Below are 16,368 nucleotides of genomic sequence, written 5' to 3' on the forward strand. Positions count from 1 at the left end.
AACAGGCGCAGCCCAAAGTTCGCCCCAGTTCTCGGCCCTGTGTCAGCCCCACTGCGGCTCCGCTGTCGCTCCGCCGGTGCCGCTCGGCACTCGAAAGATGGCCCGGTCTACTTCTAAACGTCGTCCGCGGCAATTCTTGCCGGATTGGCAAGTGCCAACCGGCAGAATATGCCCTCTTAGGCGGCGGGCGACGGATTTTTTGCGCACCACTCTTTTTTCGCGCGCCTGCGCGATTCATCTATATTCGGCTACCGCCGAAATAGTAGAATCGCTTCTTTAGGCGTGGCGCGCGTCTGTCCTACGGGAGGGTACTGCCCTTACGCCGGGCGGGCGCGCCCACAGGGCGTTTTACTGGCCGCCTCTACCACAATTCTCTGTCCGTGCGCTGGCGGCGGGCAAGGGACCGCCTCCGGCCAACCAGCCCCTTTCGGCCCTCCGCCCAGAAAAAAGCACCCCGCCCCCCATCGCCCCCGCACCCGCTTATCCGAAAAAAACGTTATCTTTGTGGCAGTGTCCCATCGGGTTTCGACCCGACCGACCACATCAAAGGAGGACCGCCGATGAACCACAACGCCAAGATTCTGTACGTCTGCCAGGAAGTAGTACCCTACCTTCCCGACAACGACATATCGAGCCTTTGCCGCTACCTGCCCCAAGCCATGCAGGAGCGCGGAGCCGAGATCCGCATCTTCATGCCCCGTTGGGGCTGCATCAACGAGCGTCGGAACCAGCTCCACGAAGTGATCCGCCTCTCCGGGATGAACCTCATCATCGACGACACCGACCACCAACTCATCATCAAAGTCGCCTCCATCCCTACAGCCCGCGTCCAAGTCTACTTCATCGACAACGACGACTTCTTCAAACGGAAAGCCACCTGGGCCGACAGCGACGGCAACCACTTCGCCGACAACGAAGAGCGCGCCATCTTCTTCGCCCGCGGCGTATTGGAGACCGTCCGAAAACTGCGCTGGGCCCCGAACATCGTCCACTGCCACGACTGGTTCTCCGCCATCGTCCCCATCTACCTGAAGAAAATATTCCACAACGACCCCATCTTCAGAGAACTCAAGATCGTCGTCTCCGTTTATGACCACCCTTTCCCCGGAAGCTTGGATCCCGCCCTCGGCTCCAAACTCATCCAGGAAGGCATCAAGAAAGACGAACTCAAGCATCTCGACCACCCCGACTACCTCGGCCTCATGAAATTCGCCCTCGAACGCGCCGACGGCGCAGTACTCGGGAGCAAAGAGATCGCCCCCGAACTCACCGACTTTATCCGCCAACGCGGGATACCCACCCTCTCCTATCCCGGCACAGAAAACTACGAAGACGCATACGCCGCATTTTATGACACACTGCTCGAAAAATAACCCCCACCACTTCACCCTCCTCCCCCTTCTGCTGAGCACCCTTCTCCTCCTCAGCCTCCCCTCCTGCACCCAACGCGACGACGCCTTCGGGAACGACCTCGTGCCGCCGAGCCAACACATGCGCAGCACCATCGACTCCACCGTCCTCGTGCACACCTACATCTCCACCTGCGACTCCTTGGAGACCAGCGTATCCGGCTACTACGAACCCCTCGTCGGCTCCTACATCGACCCCCTCACCGGACGGATCGACATCCAAGCCTTCGTCAACTACTCCCCCTTCGGCTTCAAACACAGCCACTACTTCGGCGAGAACCCCGTGATCGACTCCATGCGCTACGCCATCACCTTCACCGGCGCCATCGGCGACACCACCAAGAGCGTCACCGTCGACGTCTACGAAGTCAAAGACTACCACTTCCACCAGGACAGCGCCTACTTCAGCAACTTCGACATGTCCCCCTATATCGGCGCCACCCCCCTGTTCTCCTTCGAACAGAAAGGCCCCGGCACCTCCTACGGCCGCCTGCCCGACGAATTCGCCAAACGCCTCCTCGACAACACCCAGAGCAAAGAGAACATCTACTACAACGACACCATATTTCACAAGAAATTCCCCGGCTTCTACTTCAAACTCCGCAACCAGGCCCCCGCAGGCGAAGAAGGCACCCTCCTGAAGATGGACATGGCCCAAAGCACCATGTACCTCTTCTACCACAACACCGGCCCCAACGGGCTCGACACCTTAGACCAGCAGATCCTCTTCTACAGCGACTGGACCTACGACTACATCTGCTTCACCACCATCCAGCACGACTACACCCTCTCCGACCCATCCAAAGGCGGCGTGCCAGCCACCGCCATCGGCGACACCACACACGCCTCCGAATACATGTACGTACAAGGGCTCGCAGGCCTCATGGGACAACTCCGGATTGAAAAAAGCCAACTCGAACACCTGCAACAGCAAGCCGTGGAACAAGGATACAGCCACATCGCCCTCCACCGCGCCGAACTGAAAGTGCGCATGGTCGACTCCGGCTACGAACAATACAACAAATCCTTCACCGGCCTCGGCCTCTACCACAACATGATCGGGTACGAATTCCTCGACGAATACAACCCCATCCTCGACGCCATCACCACCAACAACTACACCCAGACCCTCGGCGGGAGCCTGAATCGCTCGTTAGGCATCTACACCTTCGACATCACCTCCTACGTTCAGCAACTCCTCACCGGCAAAGAAGAACGCTACACCACCGAACTGCTCCCCGCCTACCTGCAACGGAACGACACCGGCCGCAGCTGGATCTACGGATCGAATTCGCCGTACCCCCCGTTGCTCGTGCTGACCTACACCCTGATTAAATAATCCGAACCATTTTCCGGTCGCCCCGTAACCCGCCGGGCGACCGCCGTTTTTCAGACCTAAAGGCCCACCCCTTTAGGTTTTTACATGATACCCAACCCCATGCACGAAAACCTCGTCATCGTCGAATCCCCCGCCAAAGCCAAGACCATCGAAAAGATCCTCGGCGACCGCTATACCGTGAAATCCAGCTTCGGCCACATCCGCGACCTGAAGAAAAAAGGGCTCAGCATCGACATCTCCCGCGGCTTCGAACCCGAATACGAAATCTCTCCCGACAAAGTGAAAGTCGTGAGCGAACTGCGCCGCCTCTCCAAAGAAGCCCGCACCGTCTGGCTCGCCTCCGATGAAGACCGCGAAGGAGAAGCCATCGCCTGGCACCTGAAAGAAACCCTCCAGCTGCCCGACGACAAGACCCGCCGCATCGTCTTCCACGAAATCACCAAAAACGCCATCCTGCACGCCGTCGAACACCCCCGCCAAGTCGACCTCAACCTCGTCAACGCCCAACAAGCCCGTCGCGTGCTCGACCGGTTAGTCGGTTTCGAACTGTCGCCCCTGCTGTGGAAGAAAGTACGGCCCTCCCTCTCCGCCGGCCGCGTCCAATCCGTCACCGTGAAACTCATCGTCGAACGCGAACGCGAAATCATGAGCTTCGAAAGCTCCGACTACTACCGCGTCATCGGCGAATTCATCACCCCCGACGGCACCGGCTTCAAAGCCGAACTCAACACCCGCTTCAAGACCGAAGCCGAAGCCAACGCCTTTCTGAGCGCCATCGCCTCGCCCGACATCGCCTTCACCATCGGCGCCGTCGAGACCCGTCCCGCCAAACGGACACCCGCCCCCCCCTTTACCACCTCCACCCTCCAGCAGGAAGCCGCCCGGAAACTCGGCTTCTCCGTCAGCCAGACCATGACCATCGCCCAGCGACTCTACGAAGCCGGGATGATCACCTACATGCGTACCGACTCCGTTCACCTCTCCACCCTCGCCATCGGGACAGCCAAAGACGCAGTCACAGCCATGTTCGGCGCCCAGTACCATAAAACCCGGCAATATACCACGAAAAGCAAAGGCGCCCAGGAAGCTCACGAAGCCATCCGACCCACCTACATCGACCGTCGCGAAGCCGGCACCACCGCCCAGGAACGCCGCCTCTACGACCTCATTTGGAAACGCACCGTCGCCACCCAGATGGCCGACGCCGAATTAGAAAAGACCACCGCCCGGATCGAAATCTCCGGCCGCCCCGAACACTTCACCGCCACCGGCGAAGTGATCACCTTCGACGGCTTCCTTCGGCTCTACATGGAATCCCACGACGACGAACCCGCCCCGAAAAGCAGCAGCAACGGCACCTCCGCCGAGACCCTGCTCCCGCCACTGGTCCAAGGCACCAGCGTCCGCCGCGGGCAAGTCGTCGCCACCCAACGCTTCGCCCAACGTCCCCCGAGATACTCGGAAGCCAGCCTCGTGAAACAACTCGAAGAGCTCGGGATCGGACGTCCCTCGACCTACGCCCCGACCATCTCCACCGTCATCAACCGCGGCTACGTCGTCAAAGAAGACCGCGAAGGCACGAAACGCGACTACACCATCCTGACCCTCGCCCCGAACGGCACCCTCAAGCGCACCGAGAAGAGCGAGACCACCGGCGCCGAGAAGAACAAACTCTTCCCCACCGACATCGGGATGCTCGTCACCGACTACCTCTCCGACCACTTCTCCGCCATCCTCGACTACAACTTCACCGCCAAAGTCGAGAAAGAGTTCGACGAGATCGCCGACGGCGACCTCGACTGGCGCCGCATGCTCGCCGCCTTCTACGAACCCTTCCATGAAGGCGTCGACAACGCCGAAGGCGACACCGAATACGTCCGCAGCGAGCGCCTGTTAGGCATCGACCCGAAGAGCGGGAAAAACGTCTACGCCCGCGTCGGCAAATTCGGCCCCATGGTTCAGCTCGGCGACACCCCAGTAGCGGCACATAAAGGGACCCTCGCCGCCGCCATCAAGCCCTCGGACGACGAGAAACCCCGTTACGCCTCCTTACAGAAAGGCCAGATGGTCGCCACCATCACCCTGGAAGAGGCCCTCGCCCTGTTCGAACTGCCCCGCACCTTAGGCGAATACGAAGGGAAAACCGTCGTCGTCTCCGTCGGCCGGTTCGGGCCCTACGTGCGTCACGACGGCAAATTCACCTCCCTAAAAGTTCGGGAAGGAGACGACCCGTATACCATCGACCTGCCCCGCGCCATCGCCCTGATCGAAGAGAAACGCGAAGCCGAGCGGAACCGCGTGATCCGGGTTTACGAAGCCGACGACATTCAGGTGCTGAACGGGCGTTGGGGCCCTTACATCGCCCACAGCGGCGCCAACTACAAGATACCGAAGCCCCTGCTGAGCAATCGAGAAGCCTCTGACTTGACCTTAGAGGAATTGAAAGCCCTGATTTCCGAGCAGCAAGCCGCCGGTGCCGGTAGCAGTGGTGCCAAACGTCCCCCCTTCCGCCGCGCCGGCCGGAGCAAGAAATAAGCGACAGACGCAAAATGAGTCCTGCGGAGCCTAAGGCATAGCGTAGCTATCATGAAAGTTTTTGGTGCCGCTTTTTACAAAAAGCGGCAGTTTCAGGCGGGACAAAGCTCGACCCGCGCGCGACCGCTGGAGTAGGAAATCATTCAAACGCGTGTTTCGCGTTTGAATAAGATTTCCGCCAGCGCGCGGACAAAGAACGGGGCAAAGAATTGGGCCGTCGGCAGCTTGAGGATGCGTTAGCATCCGTCGAAAGTTTTTCTGGTTCTCTTTGTTTACAAAGAGAACGGCCCGCGCGGCCTGAGCGCGGTTCTCTCCCACCGCCGCGCGCGCCCCGCCTTAAGAGGGAAATCGTCAAAATGTGCTGGCACGTTTTGACTGGATTTCCCAAGGCGCGCGAACGAAGAATGGGGGTAGAGGCGCCAATAAAACACCCCAAGGGCGCGCCACCGAAGCCCGACCTAAGCCCGCAATAGACAGGCCCACGCCCCCCTTGGTCTGACTTTACGCGGGACGCCGATGTGCCGTTAAAAGGGACTTTCCCGTACTACTCGGATGGGGTTGTCGGAGAATCTTACGGTGCAGGGAACTACAAAGCCACCAACGGTCGTCTCTACAAGGTAACGGACGACGGCACCGCGGGAACCCCGCTCGCCTGGTACCCCGCCCCGGGCTACCGCGAGGCGGGCTACCGCGGCGCAAACTCGGGCGGGCTGAACGGCGTCGGCCACGAAGGTACAGTGTGGTGTTCCGCCACGGGCGGCACGGGCGGTGCCATTCTACTGTTTGATATACCTCGGCTTACCCCGGGCCACACAGTCGCCCGCTCCCACGGTTTTCAGTTGCGTTGCCTCTCGGAATAAACGGAAACGGCCATAAACATAAGATAAACACGGCCAGCTTCGAGTGTCGAGCCCCCTACCATATCCCATCAAATAACCCCGCTATGCCCCTCACCGTCGAAATCACCCTCAGCCCCGCCCAAGCCCAAGACCCCGCCGCCATTCAAGCCGCCGCCCGCCAGGCCGCCGGCATCCGCAACCCCGACGAGATCGCCTTCAGCCGCATCGTGCGCCGCTCCATCGACGCCCGGCGACACACCAGCGGCCTCCGCGGCGTCCGCATCCAACTCGCCGTCGAACTCTGGCTCGACCGGGAAGGCCGTCCCGACCCCGTCCACCTCGAATGGGGCGACGTCTCGAACCTCCCCCCCTCCCGCCAAGCCCTGATCATCGGCGCCGGGCCCGCCGGCCTCTTCGCCGCATTGGAACTCATCGAACTCGGCTACCGCCCCATCCTCCTCGAACGCGGCAAAGACGTCTCCGCCCGGAAAGCCGACATCGCCGCCATCCAGCGCAACCAGCCCGTCGACCCCGACTCCAACTACGCCTTCGGCGAAGGCGGCGCCGGCACCTACTCCGACGGCAAACTCTACACCCGGTCGAAGAAACGCGGCAACTACCGGAAATCCTTAGAGATCCTCCACCACCACGGCGCCGACGAATCCATCCTCTACGACGCCCACCCCCACATCGGCACCGACCGGCTTCCCCGCGTCATCGCCGCCATCCGCCAGACCATCCTGAACTCCGGCGGCCGGATCCACTTCAACAGCCGCGTCACCGACCTTCTCCTCAGCCCCGACCGGAGCCGGATCCTCGGCGTCGTGACCCACGACGGCACCCCCATCGAAGCCCCCGTCACCCTCCTCGCCACCGGCCACTCCGCCCGCGACATCTACGACCTCCTCCACCGCCGGTCGATCCACCTCGAATCCAAACCCTTCGCCATGGGCCTCCGCGTCGAACACCGCCAGGAGCTCATCGACCGCATCCAATACAAGACCCTCGACCCCGCCCTTCCCCCCGCCGCCTACAGCCTCGTCGCCCAGGTACCCTCCGGCCTCACCGGATCTCACGCCCCGAAAACCCGCGGCGTCTACAGCTTCTGCATGTGCCCCGGCGGCTTTATCGTCCCCGCCCTGACCTCCCCCGGCGAATGCGTCGTGAACGGCATGTCCCCCTCCGGCCGGAACAACATCTTCGCCAACTCCGGCATCGTCACCCAGATCCTGCCCGACGACTACGCCGACCTCGTCCCCCACTTCGGCCCCCTCGCCGGTCTCCGTTTTCAGGAACAACTGGAGAAGATGGGCTACGCCCAAGGCGGCGGCGCCCAGATCGCACCCGCCCAGCGGCTCGACGCCTTCGTCCGCGGCGCGAAATGCAGCGACACCCTGCCCACCTCCTATCATCCCGGCCTCACCGCCAGCGACATGGACAAATGGATGCCCCGGTTCATCAGCCAGGCCCTTCGCGCCGGCTTCCGCGAATTCGACAAGAAGATGCGCGGCTTCGTCACCCCCGACGCCCAAGTGATCGGCATCGAATCTCGCACCAGCTCCCCCGTCCGGATCCCGCGCGACCGCGAGAGCTACATGCACCCTCAAGTCTCCGGCCTCTTTCCCGTCGGTGAAGGAGCCGGTTATGCCGGCGGCATCATCTCCGCCGCCGTCGACGGCGCCTCCTCCGCCCGCGCCGCCGTCGAATACCTGCGCCGCGAACGCCCCTGACCCTCGACGTGCCGCCCGTTACAATATTATGTTGTAACTTTACAACATAATGATGCCATGTTACAACATGATGCAACATGTTGCAACATTGTAACAAAATGTTGCAACATTACATACAACAAAGCCACAGCAACTTGACAATCAAAGAGATAAAGCCCGGCAAGTTATCCGGCCGCATCGCCTCGCCGACCTCGAAGAGCTACGCCCAGCGCGCCTTGGCCGCCGCCCTCCTCGTCCCCGAATCGGCCCACCCGGCCGGTTGGAGCGAGCTGCGGCGGATGGGCCTCTGCAACGACACCTCCGCCGCTCTGGACGCCATCCAGCGTCTGGGCGCCTCCGTCCGCTACGGCGACAACCGCGACACCTACTACATCGAGGGAGGCTTCCTGCGGCAGTCTCCCGCCGAGCTGCACATCGGCGAATCGGGCCTCTCGGCCCGGCTCTTCACCCCCATCGCCGCCCAGAGCCCCACGCCGATCACCATCACCGGCCACGGCTCGATCCTCCGCCGACCGGTGGCCGCCTCGATGGTCGAGCCGCTCCGGAGACTCGGCGCCACCGTGACCGACAGCGCAAACGGCTGTCTGCCCCTGACCGTCAGCGGGCCGCTGCGGGGCGGAACCGTCGAGGTAGACGGCTCGCTCAGCTCGCAATTCATCACCGGCCTGCTGATGGCCTCCCCGCTGTCGTCCTCCGAGACCCGGCTGCTCGTGCGACAACCCCGGAGCATCCCTTATCTGGCCATGACTTTGGAGGTGCTGCGGACTTTCGGGATCGAGGTTTCGCACGCCCCGGACTATACGGAATTCGTGATTCCGGGCGGGCAGCAATATCGTCCGACCGTCTGCTCGATCGAGGGGGACTGGAGCGGCGCCTCGTGCCTGTTGGTGGGCGGCACGATCGCCTCCGAGCCGCGCGGAGCGGGAATTATCGTCGAGAACCTCCATCCGCGTTCGTTGCAGGCCGACCGGGCCATCATCACGGCCTTGGAGCGCGCCGGAGCCATACTGGCATCGAGCGGCCATCTTTGGACGGTCGGTCGCCCGGCGACCCTGCGGAGTTTCGAGTTCGACGCCACGGATTGCCCGGATCTCTTCCCGGCCTTGGCGGCCTTGGCAGCCTGTTGCAGCGGGACGACGGTTCTGCGCGGCACGAGCCGCCTGACGCACAAAGAGAGCGACCGGGCAGCGACCTTAGCGGCCGAGTTCGGGAAGTTAGGAGTAGAGATCGACCTCTCGACACCGGACACGATGTCGATTCGGGGGATTTCGACTCCGGACGGCTCCTTGAGCGTGCGCGACGCCCGATTAGAGAGCCACAACGACCACCGGATCGCGATGGCGACAGCCGTAGCGGCCTTGCGGGCCGACCGTCCGGTGACCATCAGCCATGCAGAGGCGGTCGAGAAGTCCTACCCGGACTTTTGGGACGACCTCGACACGTTATACACGGCGTGAGGCGTGCACAGCTTAGGATAGAGACGTCCCGTGGACGGGAACGAGGGTAGAGGCGGCCAGCGCATCCCGGAGGGTGTTTTATTAGGGTTGTCTCTACCTTACTAAGTGGGGCCCGCACGGACAGAGATTTGGGCGTCGGCAGCTGGAGGATGCGTTAGCATCCGTCTAAAGTTTCTTTGGTTCTTTCTGTTCACAGAAAGAACAGTACCAGGCGGGACAAAGCTCAATCGCGCGCCGCCGTCTAAAAAAGCGATTCAACTATTTCGGCGGTGAGCCGAAATAGTTGACGCGCAGGCGCGCGAATAAAGAACTGTACACGAAAACCGTCGCCCGCCCGCCTAAAAGGGCATATTTTGCCGGTTGGCATTCGGCCAATCCGGCAAGAATTGCCGCGGGCGACGTTTAGAAGTAGACCGGGCCATCTTTCGGGTGCCGAGTGGCACCGGCGGAGCGACAGCGGAGCCGCAGTGAGGCGGACACGGGGCGGAGAACTGGGGCGAGCTTTGGGCTGAACTTGTTGGCTGTGCTTTGGGCTGTGCTCTTGCGACCCAACGGGTCGCGCGGGCCGAAGCCTCCGGCCGCGGAGGCCCGCAACTGACGTTGCTGTGGGCCCCGGAGGCTTCGACCGCTTGAAGAGCGAGTAGCGCGATTCCGAGAGGAATCGCCGTTCTCGGCGCGCAGCGAACGCCGTAGGCGGGCGCCGGGGGGCGCGCCGAGGATGAATAGCTGTGCTCCTGCGACTCGTAGCATCGCGCGGGCCGGACGCCTCCCCTCGGGTGGCCCGCAACTCGCGATGCTTGTTGGGGCCCCGCAGGCTTCGGCTCGCTAAGGCGATTACACTTTTGCAACCTCGATTGCGCCTCCGCTGGCTGCGAATTGCTTAAATTAAGAACAAATAGCACCACTCCACGAAGAACCGCCAACCTCGTCGCCCGAGCCACCCGAGACCCCGAACGCAACAGAACCCGTTAAACGCAACAGACAGCATATGAACAGTTTCGGACGCATCTATCGCCTCTCCATCTTCGGCGAATCGCACGGCCAGAACGTCGGCATCGTCATCGACGGCGCACCCGCCGGCCTCGCCCTGAGCGAAGCCGACCTGCAACCCGACCTCGACCGCCGGCGCGCCGGAGCCAAAGGAACCACCCCGCGCAAAGAGGCCGACCAGCCCCGCATCGTCTCCGGCCTGTTCGAAGGCCATACCACCGGCGCCCCCCTGACCATCCTCTTCGAAAACAGCAACACCCGCTCCGGCGACTACGCCAACCTCGTCACCCAGCCCCGTCCCGGCCACGCCGACCTCGTCGCCCGCCAGAAATGGCACGGATATAACGACTACCGAGGCGGCGGCCACTTCTCCGGTCGGATCACCCTCGGCATCGTCGCCGCCGGAGCCATCGCCAAGAAAGCACTGGCCCCCAGCGGCATCCGGATCGAGAGCCGCCTCGTCGAAATCGGCGGCTGCACAGACCCCGCCGAGATGGACGCCGCCCTCGAACGCGCCATCGCCGCACAGGACTCCATCGGCGGCATCGTGGAAGGCACCGTCACCGGCCTCCCCGCAGGCTGGGGCGAACCCTTCTTCGACTCCGTGGAATCCGTGCTCAGCCACGCCTTGTTCGCCATTCCCGCCGTGAAAGGCGTCGAATTCGGCGCCGGATTCGACGCCGCCCGGATGAGCGGCAGCCAGCACAACGACCCGATCCTCGCCCCCGACGGCACCACCCGCACCAACCACGCCGGAGGCATCAACGGCGGCATCACGAACGGCAACCCCATCCGCTTCCGGATCGCCGTGAAACCCACCTCCAGCATCTCCAGCGAACAACAAACCTACCACTTCGGCGACCAGCGCGTCGAACCCCTCGTCGTGCGCGGCCGCCACGACGCCTGCATCGCCCTGCGCATACCGGTTATCGCTGAAGCCATGACCGCCATCGTGCTGTACGACCTCTCGCTGATCGCCGCCGCCACCGACCGGCGGAGCGAGTGACCCCGAGCACGCTAAATCGCGGCCCCCGCTTGCGGATTGCGAATTTATGATTACCTTTGCCCGATACCGGGTAGACCTCCGATGACCGAACAGGCAAGATATAGCATAGATTTTCACGGCCTTAAGACCGGGGAGAGATACCATTACACCTTCCCGATCGACGACCGTTTCTTCGCCCGCTGGCCCGAGTCGGAGATTACGCAGGGACGAGGTATGGCGGAGGTCGAGGCGACCAAGCATGCTTCGATGATCGAACTCCGCGTGAAAATCGACGCGGAAGTGCGGTTGACCTGCGACCGCTGCCTCGATGAATTCGAATGCCCCGTGCACTTCGAAGGCGAACCGGTAGTCAAGATCAGCGACACCATTCCGGAAGGGGAACAGTACTCCGGGGATGCGCATCGCGAGGTTAATAACAGCGACGGGGATATCTTGTGGATTTCGCCGGCAGAGGCGACGCTGGACCTCGGACAATATATTTACGAGAGCATTATGCTCTCCTTGCCGTTCCAGCGGGTGCACCCGGAACTGAAAGATTGCAACCAGGAGATGCTCAAGCGGTTCCGGATCGTTTCCGAAGAGGAGTTCGACGCATTGGCAGGGGGGGCGGATACGGAGCGGGACGGAGCGGGCAATCCTTTCGCCGCCCTCAAAGACCTGAAACCCAAAGAAGACAAATAAACAACGAAATAAATCAAGAGAAATGGCACATCCTAAACACAAGGTCTCATCGACCCGTCGGGACAAGAGAAGAACTCACTATAAGGCCGTTGCGCCGACCTTGGCGACCTGTTCGAATTGCGGTGCACAGATCCTGTTCCACCGCGTCTGCCCGGAATGCGGCTTCTACCGCGGCAAAAAAGCGATGGACGTTAAGGGACAATAGTTTCCCCCTTGTTGTTCCGCGCAGACTGGCACCCTCGTCGGCACCCAGCTGCGCACACCACCTCCATCACACCGGCAACTCCGATTGCCAGCGCTATTCCGGACAAAGAGCCACCGGCCCCTCTCCACTAACGACACGGGTGTACCCGCGCTCTTTCGTCCCCAAACCTAACGTCATCGGATTATGAGAATAGGCCTCGATGCCATGGGCGGCGACTACGCACCACAGGTGACTGTGGAAGGGGCTTATGCGGCCTTGCCGCATCTGTCGGCCGACACGACCCTCGTGCTCTTCGGCGACCGCGAAGCTATCCGGGCTTGCGATACGCACGGCGTGGCGGATGATCCCCGCGTGGAGATCGTCCACACCTCCGAAACGATCGAAATGGGCGACCACCCGGTCAAAGCCTTTACGCAGAAGAGCGACTCCAGTATCGTAGTCGGATTCAAACACTTGTGCACCGGCGATATCGCCGGATTCGCCAGCGCGGGAAGCACCGGCGCCATGATGGTGGGCTGCATGCAGGTGGTGGGACAGATCGAAGGCGTGATCCGGCCGGCTATTGCGACCGTCTGCAAAAATGCACGGGGCGGGGATGTTCTGATTCTCGACGTCGGGCTGAATGCGGACTGCAAACCGGAAGTCCTGGCACAATACGGGATGATCGGCAGCATCTACGCTCGCGAGACGCTGGGGATTCCGGAACCGAGAGTCGCCTTGCTCAACATCGGCGAAGAGCCGGAAAAGGGAAATCTGCTGACCAAAGCCACCTATCCGCTGATGGCGGAACGCGCGGCGGCGGGAGACTACCGCTTCGTGGGGAATGTCGAAGGGAAGCACCTGATGACGGGCGAAGTGGCGGACGTGATCGTCTGCGACGGCTTTGCAGGCAACACGGTGATCAAGATGCTCGAAGGATTCCACCTGATTATGACGGGGACGGGCGCAGGAGGAGGAGAGCCCCATCCTTTCGTCGAAGGACTCAACTACGAAAACGTAGGGGGGACTCCGGTTCTGGGGATCAATTCGACGGTAATTATCGGCCATGGCTGCTCGTCGGCCAAGGCGATCGAAAATATGATACGACTGACCGAACGCACGGCGCGAACGGACATGGTATCGCAGTTTAAAAAGGCTTTCGACAGGTAATCCCTTTACACGTTCACAAGGGATAACGATTCATTCTATACCTGATTTCGAAACCCTTTTTATTTTTTTAACCGTTCTATTATCTGCTCCTAAACCGGACGGAACCGTACCTTTCTTGAAAGAAAGGTACCCAAAGAACTTTCATGACAGCTACGCTACTCCTCAGGCTCCGCAGTCCTCAGTCTTCGTGACTGCTTTTGGGTCGGGGTTGTAGCGCGCCCAAAGTTTAGCTCGCATTAGCGCGCTACAACTCCCGGCCCAAAGAAGAGCCCGAGATTTGGGCGACCGGCAGCTTTAGGATGCGAAGCATCCGTCGAAAGTCTTTTTGGTTCTTTTTCTTCAGAAAAAGAACAGTTCACTCCTGATAAAGAAGCAAAGAAATAGAATGCAGTAAAAGAGGTAGCATGGTAAAGACCAGCAATCAGAAGATTACAGCCGCCATCACCGGCGTCGGCGCATATTTGCCCGAATACATTTTGGACAACGAAGAACTCAGCCGGATGGTAGAGACCTCCGACGAGTGGATCATGAGTCGGATCGGGATCAAGACCCGTCACATTTTGAAAGGCGAAGGGAAAGGCACCTCGTATATGGGCGAGCGCGCCGTGCGGGACCTTTTGGAGAAGACCCAAGTCGATCCGGAAGACATCGACCTGATCATCTGCGCCACCGTGACCCCGGACATGTCATTCCCGAGCACCGCCAACCTGATCGCCTACAAAGCCGGGTTGACCAAAGCCTTCGGGTTCGACCTTTCGGCCGCTTGCAGCGGGTTTATCTTCGCCCTGACCACCGCATCGAAGTTTATCGAAGCGGGGACTTACAAGAAAGTGATCGTCGTGGGAGCGGACAAGATGTCTGCGATCATCGACTACGAAGACCGGACGACGTGTCCGATTTTCGGCGACGGGGCAGGAGCCGTGTTGCTGGAGCCGAACACCGAAGGGTTGGGGTTGATCGACGCCAGCCTGCACTCGGACGGGGCAGGAGCCGTACACCTCTATCTGAAGGCGGGCGGATCGTGCTATCCGGCATCGCATGAGACGGTCGACAATAAGTGGCACTACGTGCATCAGGAGGGGCAGCCGGTGTTCAAGGCAGCAGTTTCGCATATGGCGGATACGGCGGTCGAGATCATGGAACGGAACCATCTGACTGCGGAAGACGTGCGCTATCTGGTTCCGCATCAGGCCAATAAGCGAATTATCGACGCCACTGCGAATCGGATGGGTTTGCCGGCGGAACGGTGTATGGTCAATATCCACAAGTACGGGAATACCACGGCAGCTACGATTCCGATCTGCCTGTGGGACTACGAGACCAGATTGAAGAAGGGGGATAACCTTATCCTGGCTTCGTTCGGCGGGGGATTCACCTGGGGAGCGGTTTATCTGCGGTGGGCGTACGACGGAGGGACGATGCGGAAATAACGCCTATCCGAGCCTCTCTCGCACGCGGGAGAGGCTTCGCGCGTGACGGCCGCATAGTTCAAGGGATAGAACGGAAGTTTCCTAAACTTTAAATACAGGTTCGAGTCCTGTTGTGGCTACGATAGCCCATTCTCTCTTTGGAGGATGGGCTTGTTCGTTTTATGTACCGTCATGTTAAAGCGGGCCGACTCTTTTCAGAGCCGGCCCGCTGGCGGATAAAATAAGGACGGAGAGTTACTTCCGCTTGTAGATATAGATCTCGCAGCCGTGCGCAGGCAGCGTACCTCGTACAATCCCCTTCTTAGACACCCGCCCCGTCCACGCATTCGTCACCGTCGCCGGATAGAGAATGTCCGCGTCCCGCACCGGATCGAACACAAACGAAGCCGGCGCATCCGACCGGTTGAAGACGCAGATCGCCACCCCGTCCTTCAGCTCCTTGCGCAGATACTGCAACTCGCCCGAACGCATAAAGGTATATCCCTGCCGCCCCAGCGAATCCTGATCCACCGCAATCAGGTGCCGGTTCGTCAGCAGCTCGCGCGTGAAGTCCGACATATCGCGCAGGTCGTTATTCACGATCAGCGGAGCCGCCAGCATGCACCACAAGGCGAAATGCGTCTTGTACTCCTCGTCCGTACACCCCGGGAAGCGGGCGTCCGGCGACGACGATTTCCCCTTGCCGTAAAGCCCCACCATCAGCAGGTCGGGATCGTTCCAGCCCCCCGGCCCGGCATAGGGTTCGAGCCCCTCCTGCGTGTCAAAAATATCCATAATCCCCGTCAGAAAGCCGTCTCCCGACCGCCAGCCGTCGCGCGAATCGTAGGTCGTCCGCCAGAGGTGACCTCCCGCCGCCCGGGCCCACAACCACGGACTCCGACCGCCCCACTCGCAAACGGCGAAGACGATCGGACGGCCTGTCTTCTTCAGCGCGTCGCCCATCTTCTTGTAGCGCGTAAAGGCCGTCGTCCGATCCGTCGGCGCATGGCAGTAATCATACTTCAGGTAGTCGATCCCCCAGTCGGCAAAGGTCTGCGCGTCGATCTCCTCGAAGCCCAGGCTCCCCGTCACCCCCGCGCAGGTCAGCTCGGCCGCGTCGGAATAGATACCCAGCTTCAGCCCCTTGTCGTGCACATAGTCGGCCAGCGCCTTCATCCCGTGCGGGAAACGCTCCGGATCGGGAAAAAGGCGGTTCTTGGTGTCGCGCCCGCCGACCCAGTAGTCGTCGATGATAATATACCGGTATCCGGCATCGCGCATGCCGTTCGCCACCATGGCATCGGCGATCTCGCGAATCAGCGAGTCGCTGACCTCCCATTCGAACTGATTCCAGCTGTTCCACCCCATCGGCGGCGTCAGGGCCAGCGTGTCGACCGGCGTCGCCTCGCGCTGGGCCGATACGGTCGCCGGAGCGACCAAAAACAGAGCGAGCAGCGTCGCGATTCGAAGTCTCAATTTCATAATCAGGTACAGGTTTAAAAAGATTTCTTACCCAAAGATAGCAATTTCCTGCGACACAGCGGCACGGTATCTCCGTCGAAGTCGCGCCGTCCGAAAGAGGAGAAACAACTGCGGCGGGCGCACGCTTCCGAAACCTT

12 protein-coding genes and 1 tRNA gene are annotated in these 16,368 nt (G+C 61.0%); 12 read left to right on the forward strand and 1 reads right to left on the reverse strand.

What is annotated here, in order from left to right; all coding sequences use genetic code 11:
* Positions 1-560: 560 nt before the first annotated feature.
* The 12 genes from ACTO3O_RS02990 to ACTO3O_RS03045 all read left to right on the forward strand — a co-directional run bounded on the left by ACTO3O_RS02990 (position 561) and on the right by ACTO3O_RS03045 (position 14,889).
* Positions 561-1,373, forward strand: coding sequence for a glycogen/starch synthase (locus ACTO3O_RS02990; RefSeq protein ID WP_297830661.1), 813 nt, complete (start codon positions 561-563; stop codon positions 1,371-1,373).
* Positions 1,351-2,748 (forward strand): DUF4270 family protein, encoded by a 1,398-nt coding sequence (locus ACTO3O_RS02995; RefSeq protein ID WP_297830659.1) that lies wholly within the window; start codon positions 1,351-1,353, stop codon positions 2,746-2,748. The genes ACTO3O_RS02990 and ACTO3O_RS02995 overlap by 23 nt, the downstream gene beginning before the upstream one ends.
* A 99-nt stretch (positions 2,749-2,847) precedes the next feature.
* The gene (gene topA, locus ACTO3O_RS03000) at positions 2,848-5,283 is read left to right on the forward strand and encodes a type I DNA topoisomerase (RefSeq protein WP_297830665.1); all 2,436 of its coding nucleotides are present in this window, start codon (positions 2,848-2,850) and stop codon (positions 5,281-5,283) included.
* A gap of 518 nt (positions 5,284-5,801) precedes the next feature.
* Positions 5,802-6,143 (forward strand): hypothetical protein, encoded by a 342-nt coding sequence (locus ACTO3O_RS03005; protein ID WP_297830657.1) that lies wholly within the window; start codon positions 5,802-5,804, stop codon positions 6,141-6,143.
* 83 nt (positions 6,144-6,226) lie between these two features.
* Complete coding sequence (locus ACTO3O_RS03010) at positions 6,227-7,852, forward strand: NAD(P)/FAD-dependent oxidoreductase (protein WP_297830654.1); 1,626 nt, start codon at positions 6,227-6,229, stop codon at positions 7,850-7,852.
* Between the two features lie 134 nt (positions 7,853-7,986).
* Positions 7,987-9,309 (forward strand): 3-phosphoshikimate 1-carboxyvinyltransferase, encoded by a 1,323-nt coding sequence (gene aroA / locus ACTO3O_RS03015; RefSeq protein WP_297830652.1) that lies wholly within the window; start codon positions 7,987-7,989, stop codon positions 9,307-9,309.
* 988 nt (positions 9,310-10,297) lie between these two features.
* Complete coding sequence (locus tag ACTO3O_RS03020; RefSeq protein ID WP_297830650.1) at positions 10,298-11,305, forward strand: chorismate synthase; 1,008 nt, start codon at positions 10,298-10,300, stop codon at positions 11,303-11,305.
* Between the two features lie 81 nt (positions 11,306-11,386).
* Positions 11,387-11,986 (forward strand): YceD family protein, encoded by a 600-nt coding sequence (locus tag ACTO3O_RS03025; protein ID WP_297830648.1) that lies wholly within the window; start codon positions 11,387-11,389, stop codon positions 11,984-11,986.
* A 22-nt stretch (positions 11,987-12,008) separates the two neighbouring features.
* Positions 12,009-12,191, forward strand: a complete 183-nt coding sequence (gene rpmF / locus ACTO3O_RS03030) for a 50S ribosomal protein L32 (RefSeq protein WP_294593518.1) — start codon at positions 12,009-12,011, stop codon at positions 12,189-12,191.
* 183 nt (positions 12,192-12,374) lie between these two features.
* Positions 12,375-13,340 (forward strand): phosphate acyltransferase, encoded by a 966-nt coding sequence (locus ACTO3O_RS03035; protein ID WP_297830646.1) that lies wholly within the window; start codon positions 12,375-12,377, stop codon positions 13,338-13,340.
* Positions 13,341-13,744: 404 nt separating this feature from the next.
* A complete protein-coding gene (locus ACTO3O_RS03040) occupies positions 13,745-14,770 on the forward strand; it encodes a beta-ketoacyl-ACP synthase III (protein WP_294593515.1) in 1,026 nt (341 codons plus the stop codon).
* Positions 14,771-14,817: 47 nt separating this feature from the next.
* Positions 14,818-14,889 (forward strand) — tRNA-Arg (locus tag ACTO3O_RS03045).
* Positions 14,890-15,004: 115 nt separating this feature from the next.
* Here ACTO3O_RS03045 and ACTO3O_RS03050 read toward each other — a convergent pair.
* Complete coding sequence (locus ACTO3O_RS03050) at positions 15,005-16,231, reverse strand: glycoside hydrolase family 27 protein (protein ID WP_297830643.1); 1,227 nt, start codon at positions 16,229-16,231, stop codon at positions 15,005-15,007.
* Positions 16,232-16,368 lie beyond the last annotated feature (137 nt).

This window comes from Rikenella sp., assembly GCF_056799795.1.

Excerpts from the sequence above, each read along its gene's own strand:
- ACTO3O_RS02990 (WP_297830661.1), top strand. The coding sequence starts at position 561 with ATGAACCACAACGCCAAGATTCTGTACGTCTGCCAGGAAGTAGTACCC.
- ACTO3O_RS02995 (WP_297830659.1), top strand. The coding sequence starts at position 1,351 with ATGACACACTGCTCGAAAAATAACCCCCACCACTTCACCCTCCTCCCC.
- topA (WP_297830665.1), top strand. The coding sequence starts at position 2,848 with ATGCACGAAAACCTCGTCATCGTCGAATCCCCCGCCAAAGCCAAGACC.
- ACTO3O_RS03010 (WP_297830654.1), top strand. The coding sequence starts at position 6,227 with ATGCCCCTCACCGTCGAAATCACCCTCAGCCCCGCCCAAGCCCAAGAC.
- ACTO3O_RS03020 (WP_297830650.1), top strand. The coding sequence starts at position 10,298 with ATGAACAGTTTCGGACGCATCTATCGCCTCTCCATCTTCGGCGAATCG.
- ACTO3O_RS03025 (WP_297830648.1), top strand. The coding sequence starts at position 11,387 with ATGACCGAACAGGCAAGATATAGCATAGATTTTCACGGCCTTAAGACC.
- rpmF (WP_294593518.1), top strand. The coding sequence starts at position 12,009 with ATGGCACATCCTAAACACAAGGTCTCATCGACCCGTCGGGACAAGAGA.
- ACTO3O_RS03035 (WP_297830646.1), top strand. The coding sequence starts at position 12,375 with ATGAGAATAGGCCTCGATGCCATGGGCGGCGACTACGCACCACAGGTG.
- ACTO3O_RS03040 (WP_294593515.1), top strand. The coding sequence starts at position 13,745 with ATGGTAAAGACCAGCAATCAGAAGATTACAGCCGCCATCACCGGCGTC.
- ACTO3O_RS03050 (WP_297830643.1), bottom strand. The coding sequence starts at position 16,231 with ATGAAATTGAGACTTCGAATCGCGACGCTGCTCGCTCTGTTTTTGGTC.